Source organism: Micromonospora sp. NBC_00362 (assembly GCF_026342155.1).
GTDB classification, from domain to species: Bacteria; Actinomycetota; Actinomycetes; order Mycobacteriales; family Micromonosporaceae; genus Micromonospora; species Micromonospora hortensis.
The window spans coordinates 5912275-5939023 of sequence record NZ_JAPENH010000001.1; the positions used below are offsets into that span (position 1 = coordinate 5912275).

General features: G+C 67.7%; 20 protein-coding genes, 2 tRNA genes and 3 rRNA genes. 16 read left to right on the forward strand and 9 right to left on the reverse strand.

Annotation, left to right across the window (positions count from 1 at the left end; all coding sequences use genetic code 11):
* Positions 1-7: 7 nt before the first annotated feature.
* Positions 8-349, reverse strand: a complete 342-nt coding sequence (locus OG992_RS27305) for a hypothetical protein (RefSeq protein ID WP_238685433.1) — start codon at positions 347-349, stop codon at positions 8-10.
* Positions 350-488: 139 nt separating this feature from the next.
* On the opposite strand from OG992_RS27305, the gene OG992_RS27310 reads away from it, so the two are divergent.
* Positions 489-1034, forward strand: a complete 546-nt coding sequence (locus OG992_RS27310; protein ID WP_238685432.1) for a hypothetical protein — start codon at positions 489-491, stop codon at positions 1032-1034.
* A 165-nt stretch (positions 1035-1199) separates the two neighbouring features.
* Here OG992_RS27310 and OG992_RS27315 read toward each other — a convergent pair whose 3' ends face one another.
* Positions 1200-1466, reverse strand: a complete 267-nt coding sequence (locus OG992_RS27315) for a hypothetical protein (RefSeq protein ID WP_238685431.1) — start codon at positions 1464-1466, stop codon at positions 1200-1202.
* Positions 1467-1560: 94 nt separating this feature from the next.
* On the reverse strand, positions 1561-3702 hold the full coding sequence (locus OG992_RS27320) for a M14 family zinc carboxypeptidase (RefSeq protein WP_266304617.1): 2142 nt from the start codon (positions 3700-3702) through the stop codon (positions 1561-1563).
* Positions 3703-3881: 179 nt separating this feature from the next.
* Between OG992_RS27320 and OG992_RS27325 the strand changes: the two genes are divergently transcribed.
* Together OG992_RS27325 and OG992_RS27330 are read left to right on the forward strand one after the other, a co-directional pair.
* A complete protein-coding gene (locus OG992_RS27325) occupies positions 3882-4391 on the forward strand; it encodes a SigE family RNA polymerase sigma factor (protein ID WP_266304618.1) in 510 nt (169 codons plus the stop codon).
* Positions 4388-5218: a hypothetical protein gene (locus OG992_RS27330; RefSeq protein WP_266304619.1), complete on the forward strand. Its 831-nt coding sequence runs from the start codon at positions 4388-4390 to the stop codon at positions 5216-5218. Before OG992_RS27325 ends, OG992_RS27330 begins: the two co-directional genes overlap by 4 nt.
* Before the next feature lie 136 nt (positions 5219-5354).
* Here OG992_RS27330 and OG992_RS27335 read toward each other — a convergent pair.
* A tRNA-Gly gene (locus tag OG992_RS27335) sits at positions 5355-5428 on the reverse strand.
* A 321-nt stretch (positions 5429-5749) separates the two neighbouring features.
* Between OG992_RS27335 and OG992_RS27340 the strand changes: the two genes are divergently transcribed.
* From OG992_RS27340 to OG992_RS27365, 6 genes are all read left to right on the forward strand, one after another.
* Positions 5750-5823, forward strand: a tRNA-Pro gene (locus OG992_RS27340).
* A gap of 139 nt (positions 5824-5962) precedes the next feature.
* Positions 5963-7309 carry a trigger factor gene (gene tig / locus OG992_RS27345; protein ID WP_145789660.1) on the forward strand — a complete coding sequence of 449 codons (1347 nt, stop codon included), beginning with the start codon at positions 5963-5965 and terminating at the stop codon, positions 7307-7309.
* A gap of 272 nt (positions 7310-7581) precedes the next feature.
* Complete coding sequence (locus OG992_RS27350; RefSeq protein WP_007464111.1) at positions 7582-8223, forward strand: ATP-dependent Clp protease proteolytic subunit; 642 nt, start codon at positions 7582-7584, stop codon at positions 8221-8223.
* Between the two features lie 10 nt (positions 8224-8233).
* The gene (locus OG992_RS27355) at positions 8234-8896 is read left to right on the forward strand and encodes an ATP-dependent Clp protease proteolytic subunit (RefSeq protein WP_030333536.1); all 663 of its coding nucleotides are present in this window, start codon (positions 8234-8236) and stop codon (positions 8894-8896) included.
* A gap of 209 nt (positions 8897-9105) precedes the next feature.
* A complete protein-coding gene (clpX, locus tag OG992_RS27360) occupies positions 9106-10401 on the forward strand; it encodes an ATP-dependent Clp protease ATP-binding subunit ClpX (protein ID WP_112676080.1) in 1296 nt (431 codons plus the stop codon).
* Positions 10402-10540: 139 nt separating this feature from the next.
* Positions 10541-11338 carry a carbon-nitrogen hydrolase family protein gene (locus tag OG992_RS27365; RefSeq protein WP_266304620.1) on the forward strand — a complete coding sequence of 266 codons (798 nt, stop codon included), beginning with the start codon at positions 10541-10543 and terminating at the stop codon, positions 11336-11338.
* A 3-nt stretch (positions 11339-11341) separates the two neighbouring features.
* Here OG992_RS27365 and OG992_RS27370 read toward each other — a convergent pair whose 3' ends face one another.
* Positions 11342-11566 (reverse strand): hypothetical protein, encoded by a 225-nt coding sequence (locus OG992_RS27370; RefSeq protein WP_112584164.1) that lies wholly within the window; start codon positions 11564-11566, stop codon positions 11342-11344.
* A 729-nt stretch (positions 11567-12295) separates the two neighbouring features.
* On the opposite strand from OG992_RS27370, the gene OG992_RS27375 reads away from it, so the two are divergent.
* The 3 genes from OG992_RS27375 to rrf all read left to right on the forward strand — a co-directional run bounded on the left by OG992_RS27375 (position 12296) and on the right by rrf (position 17507).
* Positions 12296-13810: ribosomal RNA gene (locus OG992_RS27375) — 16S ribosomal RNA — on the forward strand.
* 386 nt (positions 13811-14196) lie between these two features.
* A 23S ribosomal RNA gene (locus tag OG992_RS27380) occupies positions 14197-17305 on the forward strand.
* A gap of 85 nt (positions 17306-17390) precedes the next feature.
* Positions 17391-17507 (forward strand): 5S ribosomal RNA (gene rrf / locus OG992_RS27385).
* The 16S, 23S and 5S rRNA genes sit together here, the layout of an rRNA operon.
* Before the next feature lie 220 nt (positions 17508-17727).
* On the opposite strand, the gene OG992_RS27390 is transcribed toward rrf, so the two are convergent.
* A complete protein-coding gene (locus OG992_RS27390; protein ID WP_266304621.1) occupies positions 17728-18414 on the reverse strand; it encodes a hypothetical protein in 687 nt (228 codons plus the stop codon).
* 69 nt (positions 18415-18483) lie between these two features.
* Here OG992_RS27390 and OG992_RS27395 point away from each other — a divergent pair, with 69 nt between their 5' ends.
* Genes OG992_RS27395 through OG992_RS27405 form a run of 3 tightly spaced genes read left to right on the forward strand, consistent with a single transcriptional unit; the run spans position 18484 to position 22864 of the window.
* Positions 18484-21102 carry a valine--tRNA ligase gene (locus OG992_RS27395; protein ID WP_266304622.1) on the forward strand — a complete coding sequence of 873 codons (2619 nt, stop codon included), beginning with the start codon at positions 18484-18486 and terminating at the stop codon, positions 21100-21102.
* Positions 21099-22433: a folylpolyglutamate synthase/dihydrofolate synthase family protein gene (locus OG992_RS27400; protein WP_238685132.1), complete on the forward strand. Its 1335-nt coding sequence runs from the start codon at positions 21099-21101 to the stop codon at positions 22431-22433. The genes OG992_RS27395 and OG992_RS27400 overlap by 4 nt, the downstream gene beginning before the upstream one ends.
* Positions 22430-22864, forward strand: a complete 435-nt coding sequence (locus tag OG992_RS27405) for a DUF4233 domain-containing protein (RefSeq protein WP_266304623.1) — start codon at positions 22430-22432, stop codon at positions 22862-22864. Before OG992_RS27400 ends, OG992_RS27405 begins: the two co-directional genes overlap by 4 nt.
* Positions 22865-22902: 38 nt before the next feature.
* Here OG992_RS27405 and OG992_RS27410 read toward each other — a convergent pair whose 3' ends face one another.
* Positions 22903-24414: a VOC family protein gene (locus OG992_RS27410; protein ID WP_266304624.1), complete on the reverse strand. Its 1512-nt coding sequence runs from the start codon at positions 24412-24414 to the stop codon at positions 22903-22905.
* Between the two features lie 141 nt (positions 24415-24555).
* Here OG992_RS27410 and ndk point away from each other — a divergent pair, with 141 nt between their 5' ends.
* On the forward strand, positions 24556-24981 hold the full coding sequence (gene ndk / locus OG992_RS27415) for a nucleoside-diphosphate kinase (protein WP_088949743.1): 426 nt from the start codon (positions 24556-24558) through the stop codon (positions 24979-24981).
* Positions 24982-25017: 36 nt separating this feature from the next.
* Here the strand turns inward: ndk and sigJ are convergent, their stop codons facing one another.
* Together sigJ and OG992_RS27425 are read right to left on the reverse strand one after the other, a co-directional pair.
* The gene (gene sigJ, locus OG992_RS27420; RefSeq protein WP_266304625.1) at positions 25018-25896 is read right to left on the reverse strand and encodes an RNA polymerase sigma factor SigJ; all 879 of its coding nucleotides are present in this window, start codon (positions 25894-25896) and stop codon (positions 25018-25020) included.
* Positions 25893-26333 (reverse strand): carboxymuconolactone decarboxylase family protein, encoded by a 441-nt coding sequence (locus OG992_RS27425; protein WP_238685128.1) that lies wholly within the window; start codon positions 26331-26333, stop codon positions 25893-25895. The genes sigJ and OG992_RS27425 overlap by 4 nt, the downstream gene beginning before the upstream one ends.
* Between the last annotated feature and the right edge of the window lie 416 nt (positions 26334-26749).

Here is a 26749-nt window from a genome sequence, read left to right on the forward strand (position 1 = left end):
GCGGCGCTCAGCGCGGCGAGCGGGGCAGCTCCTCGCGGGGCACCCAGTTTCGCCGGACGACCACCACCCGGGCTTCGGCCTGGGCGAGGTCGTCGTCGGTGGGGCGGGCCGCGTCCCGGGCCCGTAGTGCGGCGCTCAGCCCCACCTGGGACGAGCCGGAACCGACCAACCCGCGCAGCCCTCGCTCGCCGTCGCGCTCGTCGCCGCCCGTGTTCCTGCGTCGCGGCGGCGGCTCGTCACCGTCGTGCACGCCCGGCGTGCTGACCGTCGGGCCGTCCGCACCCGGTCTGGCCGTCTCGGTGTCGCCGTGGTGGCGCAGCCGTCGCCGTCGTCGGTCGGGGTCACCCATCAGCCGACCGTACCCTGGCCGGGTTCGATCCGGCACCGTCGTGGGGCCACGCGTCCCGGCCGGGGTCGGCGACCGATTTGCCGGCTGGCTACCCTCGAATCCAGGCGGTGCTGTTGCCGTCGGTCAGGGGGAGGACGAGATGGCAGACCAGACGCAGCCGTGGGCGGAGCGGACCGTGGAGGTGCCACCGCAGGCCGGCGTCGGGGTGCCGCCGCAGCGTGACGGGTTCCGCCGGGGGGTCGCTCCGGTGGGTGAGCGTCGCACCCCGCGGACGGAGCCGTTCCCGGTGGTCGAGCAGGAGCCGACCGGCACCGGTTGGCCCGGCGAACCGGTGCCCCGCCGCTCGCTCAGCTCGCGGATGGCACAGCTTCGGCTCGGTGGCGAATGGAGCGCGGCGGCGGGCCTCTTCGCGTTCGTGTGTTGGGGGATCTGGGCGCTGTCCGGCCAGGGGAACCTGAGCGGCCCGCTGCTGGTGCTGGTGCTCAGCCTGCTGGTGGCGCTCGGCCTGTTCGCCCTGTTCCGGCTGGTCGGCCGGGTGGTGCTGGAGCGGCAGCTCGGCCGGGTCCGGCGCAGCGCCCGCGGTGCCCACCTGGCGACGGCGGTGTTCCTCGTCGGCCTCGGCGTGGCGTGGCTCCAGCAGACCGAGTGGGTCGTCTCGGCCTGGAACTGGATTTCCTCGAACTGACCGGGCGTGCACGGGCGGGTTGGTCCAGGACCGCCCACCCGTGCACCCGGTCGTCTCCCCACCAGGCAAGGTCGTTGCTTACCCGGCCGGCCGCGGTTCATCCGCAGCCGGCCGCTCCGACCGGTTTCTCCTTCGTGGGCTTGGGTGATTCCGGTGGTGCGGCGGTCAGTGGGTGCCGCCGTGCCCCTCGGCGTCGGCCCGGGGCGACGCGACCCGGGCGGCCGGATCCTCGACGCCGGGCTCGCCGCCGTCCGGGGCGACCGCCCCGTCGTAGTTGTAGAGCGGTCGACCATCGTCGTGCCGCTTGGTGGTCTTGATGTAGCGGTGCATCAGGCCGTCGATCTCCACCTCGACGAGTGCCTCGTTGCCGGTCTCGTGGGTGCTGCCGTCTCGAGGGCCGCCCACCAGGTGGGCAGTGGTGTTCGTGTCCATGCACGGGCCCTACCCACCAGGCATCCGGCGGAAACGGGTGAAATCCGGCCGGGGGTACCGCGCCCCGACGAGGGGACGCGGCACCACCGAGGGATCAGCCGGCGGATTCGGCGGCGGCGTAGTCGCGGGCCACCCGGACCATTTCCACCAGCCCGCCGGCGTACTCCTGGGATTCGCCGTGCGCCTCGTCGAACGGTGGCTGGAAGCCGACGCCCTCCCACTCGTTGGTCGCCGGGTTCCACCGGTCGTTGCCGACCTCGAAGTCCCAGGCGAAGATGCCCAGCTCGTAGTAGAGCTGGTCGGCCGAGTTGCCGGCGGCCGAGTAGAGCACGTCGGCTACGGGTCCGGTCTGCGACGGCCAGGTGACGGTGCCGCGCTCCTGGGCGATGGCGCCGACGATCCGTCGGGCGCTGTCGAGGAACAGCGTCGACTCGTCGATCGACGGTCGCGGCAGGGTCACCCTGCCGTCGGCCCGGTACGCCCCCGGCGGCCACATGAAGTACCCGCCGTAGGAGTGCACGTTCATCGCGAACTTGATGTTCGGGTGGTCCTGTGCGAGCGCGATCACGTTGCCGCTCTCCGCCTCGGACAGCTCGGCGGTGCCCGCGTAGGTGCCGGACAGGCAGTTGGCGCTGGCCCCCACGTAGCCGTCGAAGTACGACCCGACTGTGTAGTTGCGGTTGATGTCGACGCCCCACGAGGTGCGGTTCTTCGGGTCGCGGGCCGCCCCGGTGCAGTGGTTGACGAGGTTCTTGCGCTGGAAGTTGAAGTCGTTGAACGAGTAGTTCGCGCCATCCGGGTTGACCATCGGGATGACGAAGATGTCGACCTGCTCCAGCAGCTCACGGGTGGCCGGGTCGGTCTGGGCGTTGGCCAGCATCCGCTCGGCGAACTCCAGCGTCACCAGCGGGGTGGCCCACTCTCGGGCGTGTTCCTGGGAGTACGCGAGCACTCCGACCCGGGAGCCGTCCCGGTGTACGCCGAGGCGCAGCGCCTGCACCGTCCACGGCCGCGCCGGCACCTCGGTGCCCTGGAGGCCGTCGTCGAGTCGGGTGGGGCCGGCGACGGGCATCGGCAGCCCGGCCGAGCCGTCCTCGACGGTGGCCCGGAACCGGTCCGGTTGACGGGCGTTGATCGCCGCCGCGACCTCGTCGGTGGTGCTCACCGTCTTGCCCGCGGTGTCGGTGGCCAGTGACACGGTGAGGACGCGGTCGCGGTAGCCGACGGTCAGTGGCCGGTTCGCCCGGCCCGGGTCGACAGTCCGCACCTGTACGCCGTTCATGTTCTGGTCGCCGAAGCGAACCGACTCGACCACCAGGGCGGCCACCGCCGGGTCGCCCAGATAGCCGACGGCGTTGCGCCGGTACCCCTGGGTCTTGTTCGGCAGGTCGATCACGTCCACCAGGTCCCGGTACTGGCGGGCCAGTCGCTTGATCCGCGCCTGGATGTCCACCGGCGTCAGGTACGCGTCGATGAAGTCCTTCTGGTAGCCGGCCGGCAGCGGCGGCGGGGAGGCGTTCGGCCAGAGCGTCGGGGTGATCGCCCGACTGACCCCGCCGAGGCTGGAGGTGGCGGTCAGCTGAACCGGTCGGCTCGGCACGGGCTGGGGGAGCGCGTAGTGGTACTGGTACTCACCGGAGTCCTCGAACCGGTACAGCGGGAACGAGCCGGTGGCGCCGTCCGCAGTGCGCCAACTGACGGTGATCTCCACGTCCGGGTCGTCGGTGGCGGTGGTGGCCACCTGGGCCTGCAGGAAGGTTTGTCCGGTAGTGGTCCACCAGTACGCCTGCTGCACCTGCAGGGTGTCCACGGCGGCGGCGGCGGACCGCTGGCCCGCGGCCGGCGCGCGCAGGCCGGCGGCGGTGCGGGCCCGCGCCGCCCGGACGCTGTCGGCGTAGTGCCGGTTGCCGTCCCCGGCGCGCTGCACGATCTGCACGGCCGTCGCGCCCTGCGCGGTCAGGTCGCCGAGCTGCGCGCCGCTGAGCACCAGGTCGGCGGTGATCCGGCCGTCCCGTGCCCGGGGCCGGTTGGCCAGGTCCGCGCCGGTGGCGACGAGCCGGTCCAACTGGGCCTGATCGCGCAGCTGGACTCGGACCACTGCGGTTTCGGTGGCGCTCAGAGCGATCGGGGCGGCCGGGTCGGCGGGTGCGGCCGCTCCGGAAGCCGGATGGGACAACACTGCGCTGAACAGGATCACTGTGGTGGCGGCAGCTGTCCACCGTCGTCGGACGATCATGTGCCCTCCTGTGACGGACGTCGATGTGCTTGGTCCTTACACCAGTGCACGGATCGACACCTGTCAAGGCGTCCTCCGCGCCTTCCCGGCGTTGATCCCGTGACAGGTCCGCGAGATCCGGAGCAACCCCCTGGGGCAGACCCCGCGTGACTAACTCGAAACGGGGATCGGAGGCCTGAATGAGCGATCGCGACGAGGCGTTCGCCGAGTACTTCGCGGCACGGTCCGGTGCCATGCGCGGCACCGCGTACCTGCTGTGCGGCGACTGGCACCGTGCCGAAGACCTGGTCCAGACCACGTTCGTCAAGCTCTACCGGGTCTGGAACCGGATCTCCCGGCACGAGGTGCTCGACAGCTACGTGCGCCGGATCCTGATCCGGACCTTCCTCGACGAGCGCCGCCGCGGCTGGTGGCGGCGCGAACGGGTGGGTGGGGAGGACGCCGAACAGGTGGCCCCGCCCGACTCGCCGGAGAGCCGACTGGTGCTGCTGCAGGCGCTGACCCGGGTGGCACCGCGTCAGCGGGCCGTGCTGGTTCTGCGGTACTGGGAGGACCTGTCGGTCGATGACGTCGCGGCGCTGCTGGAGTGTTCTCCAGGGACGGTGAAGAGCCAGGCGGCACGCGGGCTCGACACCTTGCGCGGCCTCCTGACACCCACCTACAGCGGGATCGAGATCGGGGAGCGATGAACGAGCAGGAGTTGCGCGAGGGGCTGCGCAGCGAGATGGCGGGGACAACCCCACCACCACCATTGAGTACGACGGCCGCGCTCGGCGCGGCACGGCGGACGCACTTCCGGCGACGCGCGCTGTTGGCGTCCCTCGGATCGGCTGCTGTCGTGCTGGCCGTCACCGGCTTCGCGGCCGTCGCCACCCCCGGCGGCCACGTCTACCAACCGGCGGGGCAGGGGCCACTGGCTGCTCCGGACACCAAGGAGCCGTGGCCGACCGGGCCGGACGGGCAACCGCAGGAGGACCGGACCGCGCGGGCCGGGTCCCGGTACGAGCAGGGGGCTCACCTGCTCGGCGAGGCTGTCTCGGTCATACCTTCCGGCTACACCACGCCGGAGGACCCGTCGAGCCAGTCCGCCGAGGAGCGGACGCTGCGGACCCACCAGGCGCAGTTCGAGGACAAGGTGGACGGCGTCGACGTGTGGAGCTACTCGTCCTCGGTGGCCGTGGCGCAGGGCGAGGGCACCGGTCGCGTGATCGTCGAGGTGCACGCCGCCGGCAATCAGCTGCCGACCGAGCCGTGCGACCTGGCCCAGAAATTCTGGGGCATGCGGGGTGGGTGCCAGGTCGAGACCGTCGGAGCCGTGCGGGTCGGCGTGGTGGTCCGACCGAGCGGCGACGATCGGCTCGACCAGTGGTCGGCGTACCGGCACCCGGACGGCGTGGTGGTCTTCGTGGCGCAGGGCGTACGGCTGGACGAGAGCCGGCCGGCGTTGTCGAAGCTGCCGTTCTCCGTGCCGCAGTTGGCGGCTCTCGCCGTCGACGAACGGTTTCATCTGAAGTGACACGGCGACTCGGCCTCGCCGAGTGGGTCCAGGTGCCGCCACCGTGTGTGCGCCTGGGCCCTGCCGTGTGCGCCGTCGCCGACACTGGAGACGGCCCTGTACGCCAAAGCGCCCTCCGACCTGGGCCGGAGGGCGTTGGAGCGGGCGACGAGAATCGAACTCGCGTAGTCAGTTTGGAAGACTGAAGCTCTACCATTGAGCTACGCCCGCGTGCATCCCGCCGAAACGGGACGCGCCCACAGCGTACCCAATGTCGACGCCCGACGCGTAACCGCGTCACCGCCCCGCGGTGCGGCGTCGTCCGCGACCCGGCGGTACGGCGACCCAAGATCCGCACAACATCCGGGATGGAGGGGCCTCGCCGTCCGAGGAGGCCACTACATCCGCGACGTTGTGCGGATCTTGACGTCGCCCTACGGATCTTGGCGGCACCTGGGCGGGGCGGAATGGTAATTTTCGGGTGATGTGCCCGGGTGGGGGATGCCCCGGCACCGACTGAGGCGTGGCGACGGCATAGACTGCACGTCGCCACGGGGTGTGGCGCAGCTTGGTAGCGCACTCGCTTTGGGAGCGAGGGGCCGTGGGTTCAAATCCCGCCACCCCGACTGTCGTCCGCGGGCCGGGCCGCCCCGGGTGCTGCCCAGTGCGGTCCCCGGGCGATGCCGGAGCGTCAGGCCGGCTCGCCTACACTCGATGGGCTGAATCACGCCCAGACTCAACTGAGATCCGTCAAGGAGTACGCCTGTGAAGAGCACCGTCGAGACTCTGAGCCCGACGCGCGTGCGGCTCGCCATCGAGGTGCCGTTCGTCGAGCTCGAGCCGAGCCTCAAGAAGGCGTACCGGGAGATCGGTTCGCAGGTCCAGGTTCCGGGCTTCCGCCGGGGCAAGGTGCCGACCGCGGTGATCGACCAGCGGGTGGGCCGGGGCACCGTCCTCAACGAGGCGGTCCAGGAGGCCATCCCGGAGAACATCCTCGCCGCGGTGCGTGAGCACGACCTGAAGACGCTGGGGCGCCCGGAGGTCGAGATCACCGAGTTCAACGACGGTGATTCGCTGAACTTCACGGCCGAGGTCGACGTCCGCCCGGAGATCACCATCCCGGACGCGAGCACCATCGAGGTGACGGTCGACGAGCTGCAGATCGACGAGAGCGAGATCGACGAGCAGGTGAAGAACCTGCGGGAGCGTTTCGCGACCCTCAAGACCGTCGAGCGGGCCGCCGCCGAGGGCGACTACGTCCAGATCGACCTGAACGCCACCGTCGACGGCGAGGACGTGCCGGGCGGCCAGGCGAGCAACATCTCCCACGAGGTGGGCAGCAAGCAGCTCCTGCCGGGCCTGGACGAGGCAGTGGTCGGCCTCGCCGCCGGTGACGACACCACCTTCACCACCCAGCTGGTCGGCGGCGACTTCGCCGGTCGGGACGCCGACGTGGCGGTGACCGTGCGCACGGTCAAGGAGAAGGAGCTGCCGGAGCTGAACGACGAGTTCGCCCAGATGGCGAGCGAGTTCGACACGATCGAGGAGCTGCGCGGCGACCTGCGGTCCCGGGTCACCCAGGGCAAGCAGGTCGAGCAGATCTACGCCGCTCGGGACAAGGCGCTGGCCCAGCTCGTCGAGGCCGCCGACATTCCGGCCCCGGAGGGTGTCGTCCGCGAGGAGGTCGAGAGCCGCAAGCAGGCGATGGTCGACCAGCTGGAGCGGATCGGCGCCTCGATGGAGGAGTACCTCGCTGCCGAGGACAAGACCGAGGAGCAGATCGACGCCGAGCTGACCGAGGCGGCGACCGAGGGCGTCAAGGTCCAGCTCCTGCTGGACACGCTCGCCGACGCGGAGGACGTGCAGGTCTCCGACGACGAGTTCGGGCACGAGATCGTGCACCGGGCGCAGCGTGCCGGGATGGCCCCGCAGCAGTACTACGACCAGCTGGTGCGCTCCGGCGCGGCCGCCGCGGTCTTCGGCGACGTGCGGCGGGGCAAGGCGCTCGCGGCCGTCATGGAGAAGATCACGATCAAGGACTCGGCCGGCAACGGGATCACCCTCGACGCGCTCCGCGCCGCCAACGAGGCGGAGCACAACCACGACCACTGATCGTCGGGTGCGGCCGCCGTCCGCCGCTGAGCGGCGGACGGCGGCCGTTTCCTTTCCGGGTACGCCCGGGCGGCAAGCACTGCCGGGTACGTCCGGGCGGTAAGCACTGCCGGGTACGCCCGGGCAGCAAGCACTGCCGGGTACGCCCGGAAGCCCGCGCCGCGGGTACCCGACACAGCTGCGCTGAGAGCGAACACTGCCCCGACCGGGACTCTGCCGCCTCGCACAGCGGTTAGTGTCGGGAAAGACGGTACGGAGAGCGAAGGGCTGCCATGACCGACATGCACATCCCCAAGAAGTCGCTCCGGGCGATTGACGCGCGCGGTGGCGACTCCATTGGCAACCTCGACGACTCGGTCTACAACCGGTTGCTCAAGGAACGCATCATCTTCCTGGGCAGTGAGGTGACCGACCAGGTCGCCAACCGCATCTGCGCGCAGCTGCTGCTGCTCGCCGCGGAGGACCCGGACCGCGACATCAACCTGTGGATCAACTCGCCGGGTGGCTCGGTCTACTCCGGCATGGCGATCTACGACACCATGCAGTTCATCGACAACGACGTGTCGACCGTGGCGATGGGCATGGCTGCCTCGATGGGTCAGCTGCTGCTCTGCGCGGGCACCAAGGGCAAGCGGTACGCCCTGCCCCACGCACGGATCATGATGCACCAGCCGTCCGGTGGTCTGGGCGGCACGGCGTCCGACATCGCCATCCAGGCGGAGCAGATGCTCTACACGAAGCGGATGTTCCAGGAGCGGGTCGCGCACCACACCGGCCAGAGCCAGTCGCAGATCGAGGCCGACTCGGACCGGGACCGTTGGTTCACCGCCCAGGAGGCCATGGACTACGGCTTCATCGACAAGGTGATCATCGGGGCCGCACAGGTTCCGGATGGCGCCGGGACCCTGAGCTGAGGAGCTGACGATGACCGATCTGAGCCTGCCGCCCCAGTTCGCGGCCGTGCACAACCGCTACGTGCTGCCGTCGTTCGTCGAGCGCACGTCGTACGGGGTCAAGGAGTCGAACCCGTACAACAAGCTCTTCGAGGACCGGATCATCTTCCTCGGCGTCCAGGTGGACGACGCGTCGGCCAACGACGTGATGGCCCAGCTGCTGACGCTCGAGGGCACCGACCCGGACCGCGACATCATCATGTACATCAACTCGCCGGGCGGTTCGTTCACCGCCATGACGGCGATCTACGACACCATGCAGTACGTCCGTCCGGACATCTCGACGGTCTGCCTCGGGCAGGCGGCGAGCGCGGCGGCGGTGCTGCTGTCGGCGGGCACTCCGGGTAAGCGGATGGCCCTGCCGAACTCGCGGATCATCATCCACCAGCCGGCCACCGAGGGCGGCTACGGGCAGGGCTCGGACATCGAGATCCAGGCCCGGGAGATCCTGCGGATGCGTACGCAGCTGGAGGACATGCTGTCCCGCCACTGCAACCGCCCGATCGAGCAGGTTCGCAAGGACATCGACCGCGACAAGATCATGACGGCCGAGGAGTCCAAGGAGTACGGGCTGGTCGACACGATCCTGACCAGCCGCAAGAAGGGTCTGCTGGCGGCCAACGCCGCCCGCTGAGCTGTACCGGGTCAGAGGTTGGCCGGGGCTCCGTTCCCGGCCGACCTCTGACACACCCGTTTTGGGGGTCGGAGAATGCCCCGCCAGCGGGTAACGTCGGGTCCGTACCGCTTCGCCGGTTGGGCCGGCGGCGCGAACTAAGCCGGGCGGCGCGCAACGTCCGCAGGTCAGGGCCGGGTCTCCGGCCGATGAGTGCAGGGAGAACGTAGGTGGCACGGATCGGTGACGGCGGCGACCTACTGAAATGCTCCTTCTGCGGCAAGTCGCAGAAGCAGGTCAAGAAGCTCATCGCGGGCCCAGGGGTCTACATCTGCGACGAGTGCATCGATCTCTGCAACGAGATCATCGAAGAGGAGCTGGCCGAGTCCGGCGAGGTGAAGTGGGAAGAGCTTCCCAAGCCGATGGAGATCTGCCAGTTCCTCGACACCTACGTCGTGGGTCAGGATCAGGCAAAGAAGGCGCTCGCCGTAGCGGTCTACAACCACTACAAGCGGATTCAGGCCGAGGCGGCTGGCGCGCCGGGCTCCGGCAGTGACGCCGTCGAGCTGGCCAAGTCCAACATCCTGCTGCTCGGTCCGACGGGGTGCGGCAAGACCCACCTGGCGCAGACCCTCGCCCGGATGTTGAACGTCCCGTTCGCCATCGCCGACGCCACAGCGCTGACCGAGGCGGGCTACGTGGGCGAGGACGTCGAGAACATCCTCCTCAAGCTGATCCAGGCCGCCGACTACGACATCAAGCGCGCCGAGACCGGCATCATCTACATCGACGAGGTCGACAAGATCGCCCGCAAGTCGGAGAACCCGTCGATCACCCGGGACGTCTCCGGTGAGGGTGTGCAGCAGGCCCTGCTCAAGATGCTCGAGGGCACTGTGGCAAACGTGCCGCCGCAGGGTGGCCGTAAGCACCCACATCAGGAGTTCATCCAGATCGACACCACGAACGTGTTGTTCATCTGTGGTGGGGCGTTCGCCGGCCTCGACCAGATCATCGAGTCCCGCACCGGGCAGGGCGGCACCGGCTTCGGCGCCCGACTCCGGTCGGTCTCGGACCGGTCGACCGACGACATCTTCAGCCAGGTCATGCCGGAAGACATGCTCAAGTTCGGGCTGATCCCCGAGTTCGTCGGCCGGCTGCCGGTGATCACCAACGTTCGCAGCCTGGACCGCAGCGCCCTCGTTCGGATCCTCACCGAGCCGCGCAACGCCCTGGTCCGGCAATACCAGCGCCTGTTCGAGCTGGACGGTGTCGAGCTCGAGTTCGACGAGCCGGCGCTGGAGGCGATCGCCGATCAGGCGATGCTGCGGGGCACCGGTGCCCGTGGTTTGCGGGCCATCATCGAGGAGGTCCTGCTCTCCGCGATGTACGAGGTGCCGAGCAACCCCGACGCCGCCCGCGTGCTGATCACCCGCGAGGTTGTCCTGGAGAACGTCAACCCGACGATCGTGCCGCGTGAGTTCACCGGGCGCCGGGCTCGGCGCGACCGCGAAGAGAAGTCCGCCTGATCCTTCCCGTGTCACGCCGGTCGTTCGATCCTGAGCGGCCGGCGTGATCGTGTTCGGCGCCGTTTGCCAGTGACCCACCACCCGTGCCGGCCAGACTGTGACGCTGTCCGTCAGAGCCCTCCAGCCGTACCCTTTGCTCATGCGTGTCGCCGTCTGCCAGCTGAACGCCCGGGACGACCGTAAGGCCAATCTGGCGGCCGCGGAGGCCCTACTGGAGCGCGCCGCCGCCGGCGGCGCGGATCTCGCCGTCCTCCCGGAGTACGTCGACTACCTGGGTCCTGCCGCTGGGCTGCCCGAACCGGAGCCGGTCGACGGTGAGGTGGGCAGCTTCTTCGCCGGCGTCGCGCGGCGGCTCGGGATCTGGCTGGTGGCCGGCTCGTTCCACGAGGCCGGCCCGGACCCGGACCACACCTGGAACACCTCGCTGGTCTTCGACCGTTCCGGCAGCCTGGCCGCGAGCTATCGCAAGATCCACTTGTACGACGTGGAGATCCCCGGTCGGGTCTCCTACCGGGAGTCGGCGAGTGTCGCGCGCGGGGTCCAGCCGGTGGTGGTCGACGTCGAGGGGCTGCGGGTCGGCTTGTCGATCTGCTACGACCTGCGCTTCCCGGAGCTGTACCGGCTGCTCGCCGCCGATGGCGGCGCGCAGCTGTTTGTGGTTCCGGCGGCGTTCATGATGCACACCGGCCGGGATCACTGGGAGGTCCTGCTGCGGGCCAGGGCCATCGAGAACCAGTGTTTCGTGGCGGCGGCGGGTCAGACCGGCGACCACGAGCCAGGCCGCACGTGCTTTGGGCGCAGCATGGTGGTCGACCCGTGGGGCACGGTCATCGGCCAGGTGCCGGACGGCCCGGGGCTCTCCGTCGTCGACCTGGACCTGGAGCGGCTCGACACGATCCGCGCCGAGCTGCCCAGCCTGGCCAACCGCCGGCTCTGAACCTCAACCCTCCAGCAGGACGCCGATGACCGCGAACCCGGCGATGGCCGCCGCGGTGACCAGCAGCGCCGTGGTCATCCGGGACCTGCCCCGTCGGGCCAGTCGTCCCACCGAGAGCACAAGTACGACCAGCACTACCGCGCCGATCACCACCTGCCAGAACGGCCCGATGAGGCCGAGTAGCGCCTCCTCGGCGAACACCCTGGCACCGTGCCCGGACTCATCCATGACTGACACTCTGGCACGTCGAGGTGGCCCGCGTCCTCGGCTGCGCCGGGGAGTCGACGCGCTCGCGTCCTCGGCTGCGCTGGCGACCGGTCGGCGCTGTTCACCCGAACCAGTGATGAACCCTGATTTGCCTTCTCCGGGCCGTCCGCGTAACTTTCTCTCTGCACGGGGGAGGCCGGACAAACCGGCCGAGAACGGGCGCCAGGCTCGTGGCGGGAACGCCGAGCGAGACTGAGGATCGGGCGGTGCGGAACACTCCGGAAACGGGGTTGCGAACGCGAAGCCGACCGGGTAGAGTTTCGAAGCCGGCAGGAGCCGGGCGGAGAGCCGCGAAGCGGTGATCGGCCGGTCTGCGGCTTCCCACGACAGAAACGAACGTCGGTAACGACGTGCGTCATCGTGGACTCGAGCAAGCAAGACTATCCGCGTTATCGGGTTGAAGCATGACGAACCGCGAAATATCGGTTTGACACGGCGGAAACGAGCGGGTAACGTAGTAAAAGTGCCTGGCGCTGAAAGCGCCGGGTGTGAGAGCGGGAAATACCCCGGTTGGGGTTCCACGTGGTGGGGCTTCTGGTCGGTGTGTGGTTGTTCTTTGAGAACTCAACAGGGTGCTTGTAAAGCCAGTGCCAATTATGATTTATACCCCGGACTGGTCAGTTTTTGCTGGCTGGTTGGGATTCCTTTGGCAACATTTGTTTGTTGTCAGGATGCTGTTCAACTAATTTTTTGTTGGAGAGTTTGATCCTGGCTCAGGACGAACGCTGGCGGCGTGCTTAACACATGCAAGTCGAGCGGAAAGGCCCTTCGGGGTACTCGAGCGGCGAACGGGTGAGTAACACGTGAGCAACCTGCCCCAAGCTTTGGGATAACCCTCGGAAACGGGGGCTAATACCGAATATTACTTCTGGCCGCATGGCTGGTGGTGGAAAGTTTTTCGGCTTGGGATGGGCTCGCGGCCTATCAGCTTGTTGGTGGGGTGATGGCCTACCAAGGCGACGACGGGTAGCCGGCCTGAGAGGGCGACCGGCCACACTGGGACTGAGACACGGCCCAGACTCCTACGGGAGGCAGCAGTGGGGAATATTGCACAATGGGCGGAAGCCTGATGCAGCGACGCCGCGTGAGGGATGACGGCCTTCGGGTTGTAAACCTCTTTCAGCAGGGACGAAGCGAGAGTGACGGTACCTGCAGAAGAAGCACCGGCCAACTACGTGCCAGCAGCCGCGGTAAGACGTAGGGTGCGAGCGTTGTCCGGATTTATTGGGCGTAAAGAGCTCGTAGGCGGCTTGTCGCGTCGACCGTGAAAACTTGGGGCTCAACCCCAAGCCTGCGGTCGATACGGGCAGGCTAGAGTTCGGTAGGGGAGACTGGAATTCCTGGTGTAGCGGTGAAATGCGCAGATATCAGGAGGAACACCGGTGGCGAAGGCGGGTCTCTGGGCCGATACTGACGCTGAGGAGCGAAAGCGTGGGGAGCGAACAGGATTAGATACCCTGGTAGTCCACGCTGTAAACGTTGGGCGCTAGGTGTGGGGGGCCTCTCCGGTTCCCTGTGCCGCAGCTAACGCATTAAGCGCCCCGCCTGGGGAGTACGGCCGCAAGGCTAAAACTCAAAGGAATTGACGGGGGCCCGCACAAGCGGCGGAGCATGCGGATTAATTCGATGCAACGCGAAGAACCTTACCTGGGTTTGACATGGCCGCAAAACTCACAGAGATGTGAGGTCCTTCGGGGGCGGTCACAGGTGGTGCATGGCTGTCGTCAGCTCGTGTCGTGAGATGTTGGGTTAAGTCCCGCAACGAGCGCAACCCTCGTTCGATGTTGCCAGCGCGTTATGGCGGGGACTCATCGAAGACTGCCGGGGTCAACTCGGAGGAAGGTGGGGATGACGTCAAGTCATCATGCCCCTTATGTCCAGGGCTTCACGCATGCTACAATGGCCGGTACAATGGGCTGCGATACCGCGAGGTGGAGCGAATCCCAAAAAGCCGGTCTCAGTTCGGATCGGGGTCTGCAACTCGACCCCGTGAAGTCGGAGTCGCTAGTAATCGCAGATCAGCAACGCTGCGGTGAATACGTTCCCGGGCCTTGTACACACCGCCCGTCACGTCACGAAAGTCGGCAACACCCGAAGCCGGTGGCCCAACCCTTGTGGAGGGAGCCGTCGAAGGTGGGGCTGGCGATTGGGACGAAGTCGTAACAAGGTAGCCGTACCGGAAGGTGCGGCTGGATCACCTCCTTTCTAAGGAGCACCTTCACCCGAAAGGGTGCAAGGAGCCCGCGGCCCACGAATGTTGGGTCGGGGTGCTCAGATGGCGGAGACACTGGCAAGTTTTTCCTCGGCAACGGCCGGGCTCACTTAGTACAGCCACTCTTCGGGGTGGTGGGAACGGATGGTCTCGGTGCGGCTGAGAAGAAATGTGAGCACCCTGTTGGGTCCTGAAGGAACAACCATTGGTTGTTGTTTCAGAGACGCGCCGGCCTCCTGTGTGGGGGCTGGAAGTCTGCCAGGCATGGCCTGGCCCCACATACCGTTGGTCCTGAGAGGGGCTGGGTTTGGTGTGGGGCGGATCGGGTTGTGGGTTGGTCGTTTGTTGAGAATTGCACAGTGGACGCGAGCATCTTTGTGGTCAAGTTGTCAAGGGCGAACGGTGAATGCCTTGGCACCAGGAGCCGATGAAGGACGTGGGAGGCCGCGATAGGCCTGGGGGAGCTGTCAACCAAGCTGTGATCCCAGGGTGTCCGAATGGGGAAACCTGGCACCAGTCATGTGGTGTCACCCACACCTGAACACATAGGGTGTGTGGAGGGAACGCGGGGAAGTGAAACATCTCAGTACCCGTAGGAAGAGAAAACAATTTAGTGATTCCGTGAGTAGTGGCGAGCGAAAGCGGATCGAGGCTAAACCGGCTGCGTGTGATACCTGTCAGGGGTTGCGTGGTCGGGGTTGTGGGACCCTGCTGAACAAGCTGACACTTGTTCGAGAAGTTACAAAGTCAGTGGCTAGTCGAACAGTCTGGAATGGCTGACCGTAGACGGTGAGAGTCCGGTAGGTGAAAGTTGCTGACCTTCTGTGGGTGTTCCCGAGTAGCGGCGGACCCCTGAAATCTGCCGTGAATCTGCCAGGACCACCTGGTAAGCCTAAATACTTCCTGGTGACCGATAGCGGACAAGTACCGTGAGGGAATGGTGAAAAGTACCCCGGGAGGGGAGTGAAATAGTACCTGAAACCGTTCGCCTACAATCCGTCGGAGCCTTGCGGGGTGACGGCGTGCCTTTTGAAGAATGAGCCTGCGAGTTAGTGGCATGTGGCGAGGTTAACCCGTGTGGGGGAGCCGTAGCGAAAGCGAGTCTGAATAGGGCGATTCAGTCGCGTGTCCTAGACCCGAAGCGGAGTGATCTAGCCATGGGCAGGCTGAAGCGCGGGTAAGACCGCGTGGAGGGCCGAACCCACCAATGTTGAAAAATTGGGGGATGACCTGTGGTTAGGGGTGAAAGGCCAATCAAACTCCGTGATAGCTGGTTCTCCCCGAAATGCATTTAGGTGCAGCGTCGCGTGTTTCTTGCCGGAGGTAGAGCACTGGATGGTCTAGGGGGCCCACAAGCTTACCGAAATCAGCCAAACTCCGAATGCCGGTAAGTGAGAGCGCGGCAGTGAGACTGCGGGGGATAAGCTTCGTAGTCGAGAGGGAAACAGCCCAGATCACCAGCTAAGGCCCCTAAGCGTGTGCTAAGTGGAAAAGGATGTGGGGTCGCATAGACAACCAGGAGGTTGGCTTAGAAGCAGCCACCCTTTAAAGAGTGCGTAATAGCTCACTGGTCAAGTGGTTCCGCGCCGACAATGTAGCGGGGCTCAAGCACACCGCCGAAGCTGTGGCATTCACATTTTATCCTCGCTTGGACTTGATTCCTTGTGCAGGTGTGTGGATGGGTAGGGGAGCGTCGTGCCGCGAGTGAAGCAGCGGGGTGACCCAGTTGTGGACGCGGCACGAGTGAGAATGCAGGCATGAGTAGCGAAAGAAGGGTGAGAAACCCTTCCGCCGGATGACCAAGGGTTCCAGGGCCAGGCTAATCCGCCCTGGGTGAGTCGGGACCTAAGGCGAGGCCGAGAGGCGTAGTCGATGGACAACGGGTTGATATTCCCGTACCCGCGAAAGAGCGTCCCTGATGAACCTCGTTGTGCTAACCACCCGAACTTGGTGAGGTCTTCGGACTGAGCTGAGGGAGCGTGGGAACCTGATGGGTAGTAGTCAAGCGATGGGGTGACGCAGGAAGGTAGCTGAGCCCGGCCGGTGGTTGTGCCGGGGTAAGCGTGTAGGCCGTGTTGTAGGCAAATCCGCAACACATGAAGGCTGAGACGTGATGCCGAGCCGATTCAGGTGAAGTCAGTGATCCTATGCTGCCGAGAAAAGCCTCTAGCGAGTTCTTAGCGGCCCGTACCCCAAACCGACACAGGTGGTCAGGTAGAGAATACCGAGGCGATCGGGCGAACTGTGGTTAAGGAACTCGGCAAATTGCCCCCGTAACTTAGGGAGAAGGGGGGCCGGAGACGTGAAGCCCCGCGCGGGTGGAGCGTTGTATGGCCGCAGAGAGCAGGGGGAAGCGACTGTTTACTAAAAACACAGGTCCATGCGAAGAAGTAATTCGATGTATATGGACTGACGCCTGCCCGGTGCTGGAACGTTAAGGGGACCTGTTAGCTCTTCGGGGCGAAGCGGAGAACTTAAGCGCCAGTAAACGGCGGTGGTAACTATAACCATCCTAAGGTAGCGAAATTCCTTGTCGGGTAAGTTCCGACCTGCACGAATGGCGTAACGACTTCCCCACTGTCTCAACCACAGGCCCGGCGAAATTGCAGTACGAGTAAAGATGCTCGTTACGCGCGGCAGGACGGAAAGACCCCGGGACCTTTACTATAGCTTGACATTGGTACTCGAATTAGCTTGTGTAGGATAGGTGGGAGCCGGTGAAGTCCATACGCCAGTATGGGTGGAGGCAATCTTGAAATACCACTCTGGTTGATTTGGGTATCTAACTTCGGACCGTTATCCGGTTCAGGGACAGTGTCTGGTGGGTAGTTTAACTGGGGCGGTTGCCTCCTAAAAGGTAACGGAGGCGCCCAAAGGTTCCCTCAGCCTGGTTGGCAATCAGGTGTTGAGTGCAAGTACACAAGGGAGCTTGACTGTGAGACTGACAGGTCGAGCAGGGACGAAAGTCGGGACTAGTGATCCGGCACTTGCGAGTGGAAGCGGTGTCGCTCAACGGATAAAAGGTACCCCGGGGATAACAGGCTGATCTTCCCCAAGAGTCCATATCGACGGGATGGTTTGGCACCTCGATGTCGGCTCGTCGCATCCTGGGGCTGTAGCAGGTCCCAAGGGTTGGGCTGTTCGCCCATTAAAGCGGTACGCGAGCTGGGTTTAGAACGTCGTGAGACAGTTCGGTCCCTATCCGCCGTGCGCGTAGGATACTTGAGAAGGGCTGTCCCTAGTACGAGAGGACCGGGACGGACGAACCTCTGGTGTGCCAGTTGTCCTGCCAAGGGCACGGCTGGTTAGCTACGTTCGGAAGGGATAACCGCTGAAAGCATCTAAGCGGGAAGCCTGCTTCAAGATGAGGTATCCCACCCACTTTGTGGGGTAAGGCCCCCAGCTAGACGACTGGGTTGATAGGCCGGAAATGTAAGCCCGGTAACGGGTTCAGTTGACCGGTACTAATAGGCCGAGGACTTGACTACTAAGCTGCTACGCGTCCACTGTGCAACTCTGAACAAGCGAACACCCGTGAGTGTGTGCCGGGGTTGTTTGATATGTTCATAGAGTTACGGCGGTCATGGCGGAGGGGAAACGCCCGGTTACATTCCGAACCCGGAAGCTAAGCCCTCCAGCGCCGATGGTACTGCACTCGTGAGGGTGTGGGAGAGTAGGACGCCGCCGGACAATCTTCCAGATAAGGCCACCCCTAACGGGGTGGCCTTATCTGCGTTTCCCTTTCCTGCGTTTCCGCGCGTGGTTGATCGGCCCGGGCTCCCCGAATGACCGGTGAGGCCGGGTCTGGAGTCCGAGCCGCCCCTGAGGCCGGCAAGGTCACGCTCGATCCTGGTTGTCGTGGCCTCTCCTGCGTTGGGACACCACTACATCCAGGATGTTGCACGATCTTTCAGTCTCGGGTCTGCATACCGTCGCGGAGGTTGCGCAGCAGGCCGCCGGCGTCGCTGACCGACCGGCCCGGGAACATCGCCATGACCACGCTGCCGTGGTCGGCCCAGCCGCACACCGCGAAGTCCCCGCCCTCGCCGCTGGTGCTGCCACACTTCAGCACCCCGCCGAGATCACCCGCGGGCAGCTCCCGCAGACCGTTGACCGCGCCGGTCTCGTCCGACATCAGGCGGAAGAGGCTGTCGAGGTCCCGTTCGGGCTGCCAGAGCAGGGTGGTGCCCCCGAAGATGAGCACCGAGCGCTTGTCGTCGGCCGGGTCGCGGTAGACAGTGCCGAAACTGCTGTCCAGTTCGATGTTCGCCGCCAGGCCGCTGCGCAGATAGTCGGCAGTGCTCTTGGCCCGCTCGCTGTCGTCGCGGGTCAGACCCGCCACCCGATCGGGTGCGGCCAGTTGGGTGTCCTTCTCCTGCGCCACCCGCCAACCACCGACACCGAGCACGCCGGCACCGGCGAGACCGACCACCAGTGCGACCGTCCAACCGATCTTGCGGCGGCGTGACCAGCCGCCGGACCGCTCGTCGGGGTCGCCTCCGGTGTCCCGGGTGCTCAGCTGGATCGGCTCTTCGGTCAGCTCGACCGGCTCGCGGCCGCCGTCGCGCGACCGCTCGGTGAGATGTGCGTCGGACATAGCCGACACCGTACGCGAACGGCAGGTGGCGCACGTCAGGTCTGCGGAAGCCCTCCGTAGACTTGTCCGGTGACCGAGAGACTGGATGCCCGACGCCCCGACGCCCCGACCCTTGCCGGCCAGTACCAGCCCGGTGAGGTAGAGCAGCGACGGTACGAGCAGTGGGTAGCCGGCGGGCACTTCCGGGCCTCCGCCGACAGCGACAAGCCCCCCTTCACCATCGTCATCCCGCCGCCGAACGTCACCGGCTCCCTGCACATGGGCCACGCGTTCGAGCACACGCTGATGGACGCGTTGACCCGGCGTAAGCGGATGCAGGGCTTCGAGGCGCTCTGGCTGCCGGGCATGGACCACGCCGGCATCGCCACCCAGAACCTGGTCGAGCGTCAGCTCGCCGCCGAAGGGCTGTCCCGGCACGATCTCGGCCGGGAGAAGTTCGTCGAGCGGGTCTGGCAGTGGAAGGCCGAGTCCGGTGGCGCCATCCTCGGCCAGATGCGCCGCCTCGGCGACTCCGTCGACTGGGACCGCGAGCGCTTCACCATGGACGCGGGGCTGACCCGCGCCGTCCAGACGATCTTCAAGAAGCTCTTCGACGACGGCCTGATCTACCGGGCGAACCGGATCATCAACTGGTGTCCGCGTTGCCTCACGGCGCTCTCCGACATCGAGGTCGAGCACACCGACGACGACGGCGAGCTGATCTCGATCCGCTACAGCGACGAGGTCGTGGTGGCCACCACCCGGGCTGAGACGATGCTCGGCGACACCGCTGTGGCGGTGCACCCCGACGACGAGCGCTACCAGCACCTGATCGGCACCGAGGTCGAGCTGCCGTTGACCGGCCGCCGCATCCCGATCGTCGCCGACGCGCACGTCGACCCGTCCTTCGGCACCGGCATGGTCAAGGTGACGCCAGCCCACGACCCGAACGACTTCGAGATCGGCCAGCGGCACGACCTGCCCGCGCTGACCGTGATGGACGAGCGCGGTGTGATCACCGTGCCCGGCCCCTTCGAGGGGTTGGACCGGTTCGAGGCGCGACCGGCGATCGTGGCAGCGCTGCGGGAGCAGGGCCTGATCGTCGCCGAGAAGCGCCCGTACGTGCACGCGGTCGGGCACTGCTCGCGGTGCAAGACCACAGTCGAGCCGCGGCTGTCGCTGCAGTGGTTCGTCAACACCGCCCCGCTGGCCCAGGCCGCAGGTGACGCGGTGCGCGACGGTCGGGTGCGCATCGAGCCGGCCGAGCTGGCCAAGCGCTACTTCGCCTGGGTCGACAACATGCACGACTGGTGCATCTCCCGCCAGCTGTGGTGGGGGCACCGCATCCCGGTCTGGTACGGCCCGGCGGGCGAGATCGTCTGCGTCGGCCCCGACGAGGCGCCGCCGACCGGCGAGGGTTGGCACCAGGACGAGGACGTCCTGGACACCTGGTTCTCCAGCGGCCTGTGGCCGTTCTCCACACTGGGCTGGCCCGAGCAAACCCCGGATCTGGCGAAGTTCTACCCGACCAGCGTGCTGGTCACCGGGTACGACATCCTGTTCTTCTGGGTCGCCCGGATGATGATGTTCGGCCTCTACGCGATGGACGGCCGGCCGCCCTTCGACGTGGTCGCGCTACACGGCATGGTCCGTGACCAGTTCGGCAAGAAGATGTCGAAGTCCTTCGGCAACGTGGTCGACCCGCTGGACTGGATCGACCGGTACGGCGCGGACGCCACCCGGTTCACCCTGGCGCGGGGCGCGAACCCCGGCCAGGACGTCCCGGTCAGCGAGGAGTGGTGTCAGGGCTCCCGCAACTTCTGCAACAAGCTCTGGAACGCCACCCGGTTCGCCCTGATGAACGGCGCGCACACCACTGGCGACCTGCCCCCCACCGAGCAGCTCTCCACCGTCGACAGGTGGATCCTGTCCCGGTTGGCGCACGTCACCGCCGAGGTCGACGAGCAGTTCGAGGCGTACGAGTTCGCCAAGGTGTGCGACCTGCTGTACCACTTCGCCTGGGACGACGTCTGTGACTGGTACGTCGAGCTGAGCAAGCCGGTGCTCGCCGAGGGCGGTGAGCGCGCGGAGGCCAGCCGCCGCGTGCTCGGGCACGTGCTCGACCAGCTGCTGCGGCTGCTGCACCCGGTCATCCCGTTCGTCACCGAGGAGCTGTGGCTCGCGCTGACCGGCGGCGAGACGGTGCAGGCCGCCGCCTGGCCGGTGGCCGACCGGTCGCTGGTCGACGACGCCGCCGAGGCCGAGCTGGTCGGCGTGCAGCGGGTGGTCACCGAGATCCGCCGGTTCCGTTCCGACCAGGGGCTGCGCCCCACGCAGCGGGTGGCTGCCCGCCTGGACGGGCTGTCCGGCGCGGGTATCGCTGCCCACGAGCCGCTGATCCGTTCGCTGGTCCGGTTGGATCCGGCCGGTGACGACTTCCAGGCCAGCGCCACGTTGGCCATGCCCGGCGCCGTCGGTGTCGCGTTGGACACCCGGGGGTCGATCGATGTGGGCGCCGAGCGGGCCCGGCTGACGAAGGACCGCGCGGCAGCCGAGAAGGAGGTCGCGCAGGCCCAGGCGAAGCTCGACAACCCTGCCTTCATCGGCAAGGCCCCCGAGCCGGTGGTCGCGAAGATCCGCGACCGGCTCGCCACCGCCGAGGCCGACCTGGTCCGGATCGACGCTGCTCTGGAGACACTGCCCTCGTGACCGACCGTAACGAATTCGCCGCCGTCGAGGCCGAGCTGAACGCCCGTGGTTTCACCCGCATGGTCTTCGAGCTGGACCGGATCGAGTCGCTGCTCGACCTGCTCGGCAGCCCGCAGCGGGCGTACCCGACGATCCACCTGACCGGCACCAACGGCAAGACCTCCACGGCGCGGATGATCGACTCGCTGCTGCGGGCGCACGGGCTGCACACCGGGCGGTACACCAGCCCGCACCTGGAGACCGTCCGGGAGCGGATCAGCCTGGACGGGGAGCCGGTCAGCGAGGAACGGTTCGCGTCGGTGTACCGGGAGATCAAACCGCTGGCCGAGCTGGTCGACGCGCGGTCTGACGAGCCGCTGACGTACTTCGACATGACCACCGCGCTGGCGTTCGCCACCTTCGCCGACGCGCCGGTCGACATCGCGGTGGTCGAGGTGGGCCTCGGCGGGGCCGAGGACGCCACGAACGTCCTCCAGGCCGGGGTCTGCGTGATCACCCCGATCGGGCTAGACCACACCGAGTGGCTCGGTGACACGCTCCAGGACATCGCGCTGGCCAAGGCCGGCATCATCCACCCGGGGGCCACAGTGATCTCGGCGGCCCAGGAGGAGGAGGCCGCCGGTCCCCTCCTCGAACGCTGCGCCGAGGTCGGGGCCACCATCGCCCGGGAGGGCGGCGAGTTCGGCGTGCTGGGTCGGGCGGTCGCGGTCGGCGGTCAGGTGCTCACCCTCCAGGGGCTGGGTGGCGTGTACGACGACGTGTTCATTCCGCTGCACGGTGCCCACCAGGCGCAGAACGCGGCAATGGCGCTCGCCGCCGTGGAGGCGTTCCTGGGTGCGGGGGCTCGACGTCAGCTGGACATCGAGGCGGTCCGGGAGGGCTTCGCGTCGACCAGCTCCCCGGGTCGGCTGGAGCGGGTCCGTAACGCCCCGACCATCCTGCTGGACGGTGCGCACAACCCGCACGGCATGAAGGCCACAGTCACCGCGCTCCAGGAGGAGTTCGCGTTCAGCAAGCTGGTGGCCGTGATCGGCGTACTGGCCGACAAGGACGCGGAAGCGCTGCTGGAGTTGCTGGAGCCGGTGGTCGACCAGGTGGTGGTCACCCGCAACACCTCGCCACGGGCGATGCCGACGGAGGAACTCGCCGCGCTGGCCGCCGAGATCTTCGGCGAGGAGCGGGTGGCCTCGGCCGAGGAGATGCCGGACGCCATCGAGCTGGCGGTGGCGATGGCCGAGGAGGACGTCCCCGGTGAGCTGAGCGGGGTCGGGGTGCTGGTCACGGGGTCCGTGGTGACTGTCGCCGACGCCCGTCGGCTGCTGAAGCGATGACCAGCCCGGAGCGGGACCCGCACCCCACCGAGGACCCGACCGGCCCGCCGGTCGAGCAGCCGGTGGGGGACGAGCCCACGGCCGGGCAGCCGCGACGCTCCGGGTTGCGCAACCCGGAGCGGGCGGTACGGGGTCTCGGTGCTGGCACCCTCAGCCTGGAGGCGCTGGTGCTGCTGCTGGCGATCCAGCCGATCCGGGTGGTCGGCGGTGACCTCGGCGGCGCCGCGATCGGTGCGGTGGTGGCACTGGCGGTGGCAGCAGTGGTGCTCGCCGGCATGATGCGTCGCCAGTGGGCCTGGAACGCCGGCACCGTGCTCCAGGGCCTGCTGTTGCTGGGCGGTCTGCTGCACTGGTCGCTGCTCGGGCTGGGCATCATCTTCGCCCTGGTCTGGGCGTACGCGTTGCACGTTCGCCGCGTCATTCTCGGCTGACGCCGGACCCGGCTGGCGCCGTCCGAAGGCGGGCCGGGTCAGGCGTCGGCGCGTTCGCGCCACTGGGTGAGCGCGACGCCGTGGCCATCCGGGTCGCGGAAGGCCGCCGCCCACCCCTCGAGCTTGGTGCCCCTGTTGACCACCCGGGGCGCGTACGTGAACCGGACGCCCGACCCGCGCAACCGCTCGTACGCCGCCTCGATGTCGCTCACCTCAAGGTTGACGTGCACGAGTCGACGGCTGATGGGCGCCGCCCCGGTCACCTCGCGCAGGACGATCCGGGTCGACCCGGAGGCCAGGACGGCGTTGTGGGCACCCTGGTCGACCTCGCTGAAGCCGAGCACGTCACGGTAGAAACGGAGCGACCGGGGCAGGTCGGTGACCAGGAGGGTGAGGCCCACCCCGCTGATCGGCGCGGCCGGGTCCGCAGCCGAGCCGGCGTCGAACCCGAAGATCGCCTGGTCCAGCTCCTCGTCGGTCACTGTCGCGCGTGCGGCCCCGGCCGGGGAGGGATCGTCCAGCGGAAGATCGAGCGGGTCCAGCGGGTCGGCCGCGCCAGGGCCGGACCGCTGCGCGGGAGGTGGATCGAAGCGCTGCGCGTCGGGCTGGTCGAAGCGTTGCGCGTCGGGCTGGTCGAAGCGCTGCGCGCCGGGCGGTTCGACGGGGTCCTCGGCCGGCGCGGCGGTCGTGCCGCCCGCCTGCGAAGCGTCGAACCGGTCGGCGGCGGGCTCGTCGAAGCGCTCCTCGGCGGGCGGGCGCGGCGCCGGAGTGGTCGCCCGTCGGGGCAGCCCACCGGACTGGGGCTCGACGACGACGCCCTCCAACACCATCGGACCACCCGGGCTCTGGTGAATCACCACGGGCTCGCGCTCCTCGGGCATGACGCCCGGGTCGTCGCGCGGGAGGTCGTCGCGCGAAGGGTCGGTGCGCAGCGGGTCACCGAGCGGGTCACCGAGCGGGTCGCGGAACGGGTCACCGACCGGGTCGCGGAAGTCGTCCCGGAAGTCGTCGTCGGGTGCGCGGTCGGCCCACGGCGGCGCGTCCTGCTGGATCAACAGCTCGTCCATCGCCTCCGCGTCGGCGAACTCCGGCGGAAGATCGGCGACGGCAGCGGCGGTCTCGGCATGGGTCGGCACCTCGTCCCAGAGGACCTTGACGTGCCGCTGGTCGTCCAACGCGACCCGGATCGGCAGGGTCTGGCCCAGCGACGGCCACTTGGAGACCGGCACCCTCGGCTCAATGATCTTCTTGGACCGCGGCGGCAGACCAGGGGCGTCAATCACCAGTTGCAGTTCGCAGCGGCCGAACGCGTACTGGGTGGGTGGTTCGGAGGCGCTGTGCACGTGCCCGACGCCGACGACCCACGTGCGCCCGCCGCCGCGTACGGTCGCCAGCGCGATCGCCAGCACCAGCAGGGCGACCCCGAGGGCCACGATGGCCCAACTCGTCATGCCGAGCCCGAACAGGACGACGAACGTGGCCACGGTGCCCAGCACCGCGCCGATCAGCTTGCGTACCGGCGCGATGGGTCGGTTCCCGCCATTCGCCACAGTGGACCTCCCGGGGTCAGGACCAGGCTAGGCCGGATCGGCCACCGGGGGAAAGACCGGCCGCCGCGCCGGTGCCGGGACCGGGTCGCTAGGCTGACCGTACCGATCCCAAGCGTTCAGCGCGTACAGGAGGAACCCAGCGTGTCCAGCAACAGCCCGGATGAGCGCAGCCTCGTTCTGATCAAGCCCGACGCGGTCCGCCGCGGCCTGGTCGGCGAGGTCCTCTCCCGCTTCGAGCGCAAGGGGCTGCGGATCGACGCGATGGCGCACCGGACGATGGATGCCGCGCTCGCCGACGAGCACTACGCCGAGCACGTCGACAAGGCGTTCTACCCGCCGCTGAAGGACTTCATGACCGGCGGCCCGCTGGTCGCCCTGGTGCTCTCCGGCGACCAGGTCATCGACGTGGTCCGCGGGCTGGTCGGCGCCACCGACGGACGCAAGGCCGCCGCCGGCACCATCCGGGGTGACCTGTCGCTGTCCAACCGGGAGAACCTGGTGCACGCCTCCGACTCGACGGACAGCGCCAAGCGCGAGATCGCGCTCTGGTTCCCCGAGCTGGGCTGACGCCCACCGGGCGGGATCGACCGACGACGCCCGGGTTCATTCGATCGCCGGCACCTTCGCCGGGTTGCCGACCACGTAGATCCCGGTGATCTGTCCGTCGGCCGCGGCGATGGTCAGCGTGTACCGACTGCCGTCCGCGCGGGTGATCAACATCGCCGGTTCGCCGTTGAGCTCGACCGGATCCATCGCCACTCGGTGACGCGGACCGTAGACCCCTGCGTAGAACCGGGCGATCCGGTCGGGGCCGCTGACCGGGTTGAGGGCGGCCCGCGCCCGACCGCCGCCGTCGTTCCACGCTGTGGCGTCGGCGGCCACCAGGTCGGTGAGCCTCGCCAGGTCACCGTCGCGGGCGGCGGCGAGGAACGCGTCCAGCAGCCGCTCCCGCTCGGGACGGCTGGCGGTGAACCGACGCTGCTCCTGCCGTACCCGCGCGGTCGCCCGATGGTGCAGCTGCCGGCAGTCGGCGACGGACCGGTCCAGGATCTCGGCGATCTCCGCGTACGGCAGGTCGAAGGCCGTGTGCAGGACGTACACCGCCCGCTCCGGCGGGGTGAGCCGCTCCAGGACGTGCAGCAACGCGGTGGAGAGCGAGTCGCGTAGCTCCACCCGGTCCAGTGGCCCGAACGGCGAGGGCGCGGTCGGCACCGGCTCGGGCAGCCACGTCCCGACGTACGTCTCGCGGGCCGCCTGCCGGGCCCGCAGCCGGTCCAGGGACAGCCGGGTGACCACCCGGGACAGGTACCGGCGTGGCTCCTCGACCCGGGTCCGGTCCACACCCAGCCAGCGCAGGTACGCCTCCTGGAGCACGTCCTCCGCGTCGTGCCGGCTGCCGAGCAGGCGGTACGCGAGCCCAAGCAGCATGGGCCGGTGCGCCTCAAGCGCACCGGCCGCCTGCGCTGCCGCCTCGGTGGTCACGCCTGGGCCGGAGGCTCCAGCCGCATCGTCACCCCGATCCGATTCCACACGTTGATTGTGGCGATCGCGATGACGAGGTCGGCCAGTTCCTTCTCCGACCAGACCTTCGCGGCGTCATCCCACACCTCGTCCGGCACCCCGTGCTCGCCGAGCCGGGTGACCGCGTCGGTGAGGGCCAGCGCGGCTCGCTCCCGCTCGTCGAAGAAGGGTGCCTCCCGCCAGGTGGCGACAGCGAACAACCGCCGGCTCGACTCGCCGTCGGCGAGCGCGTCCCGGCTGTGCATGTCCACGCAGTACGCGCACCCGTTGATCATCGACGCCCGCAGCTTCACCAGCTCCAGCACTGTGCGGTCGACATTCGTCTGGACGTACTTCTCCAACCCCAAGACGGCCTTGTACGCCTGCGGTGCGACCTCGGCCGGGTTCATCCGTTGCACGACTACCTCCTGATCGGTCCGACGCCTTTACGACGGGTAAGCCGGGGTGGGTCGTGACAACCGGGGCTGTGATCCCGCTCATGCCGGCGAGGTGGCGAGAGTGGTCGGCGGGGCTGGTCAGGCGGCTCTCCCGCCCCTGGGCGGGTTCGCCGTTAGTCGACGGCATGGCGGTGGGCGCGTCGAGTATCGTTGGACCCCGTAAGGCGATGACCCGGCCATCACCGGTGAGCCTCCGGAAGAACAGCCGGGCAACCGGCCCAGTAGAACCGGACGGGTGCGGCCCGTCACAGCCGACAATGAGCGGGCGGTCGATCCTGACCGCCAAGCGGGGTGGTACCGCGGGCCACCCGGGAGCGCCGTTCCAGGCGTACCCGGAGGTTCGTCCTCGCAGACCCACGTTGAGTGAGCTGCATGAG

Bases quoted from the DNA above. Each gene is read 5' to 3' on its own strand.
- OG992_RS27305 (WP_238685433.1), bottom strand. From the start codon at position 349: ATGGGTGACCCCGACCGACGACGGCGACGGCTGCGCCACCACGGCGAC.
- OG992_RS27310 (WP_238685432.1), top strand. From the start codon at position 489: ATGGCAGACCAGACGCAGCCGTGGGCGGAGCGGACCGTGGAGGTGCCA.
- OG992_RS27315 (WP_238685431.1), bottom strand. From the start codon at position 1,466: ATGGACACGAACACCACTGCCCACCTGGTGGGCGGCCCTCGAGACGGC.
- OG992_RS27320 (WP_266304617.1), bottom strand. From the start codon at position 3,702: ATGATCGTCCGACGACGGTGGACAGCTGCCGCCACCACAGTGATCCTG.
- OG992_RS27325 (WP_266304618.1), top strand. From the start codon at position 3,882: ATGAGCGATCGCGACGAGGCGTTCGCCGAGTACTTCGCGGCACGGTCC.
- OG992_RS27330 (WP_266304619.1), top strand. From the start codon at position 4,388: ATGAACGAGCAGGAGTTGCGCGAGGGGCTGCGCAGCGAGATGGCGGGG.
- OG992_RS27350 (WP_007464111.1), top strand. From the start codon at position 7,582: ATGACCGACATGCACATCCCCAAGAAGTCGCTCCGGGCGATTGACGCG.
- OG992_RS27355 (WP_030333536.1), top strand. From the start codon at position 8,234: ATGACCGATCTGAGCCTGCCGCCCCAGTTCGCGGCCGTGCACAACCGC.
- OG992_RS27365 (WP_266304620.1), top strand. From the start codon at position 10,541: ATGCGTGTCGCCGTCTGCCAGCTGAACGCCCGGGACGACCGTAAGGCC.
- OG992_RS27370 (WP_112584164.1), bottom strand. From the start codon at position 11,566: ATGGATGAGTCCGGGCACGGTGCCAGGGTGTTCGCCGAGGAGGCGCTA.
- OG992_RS27390 (WP_266304621.1), bottom strand. From the start codon at position 18,414: ATGTCCGACGCACATCTCACCGAGCGGTCGCGCGACGGCGGCCGCGAG.
- OG992_RS27405 (WP_266304623.1), top strand. From the start codon at position 22,430: ATGACCAGCCCGGAGCGGGACCCGCACCCCACCGAGGACCCGACCGGC.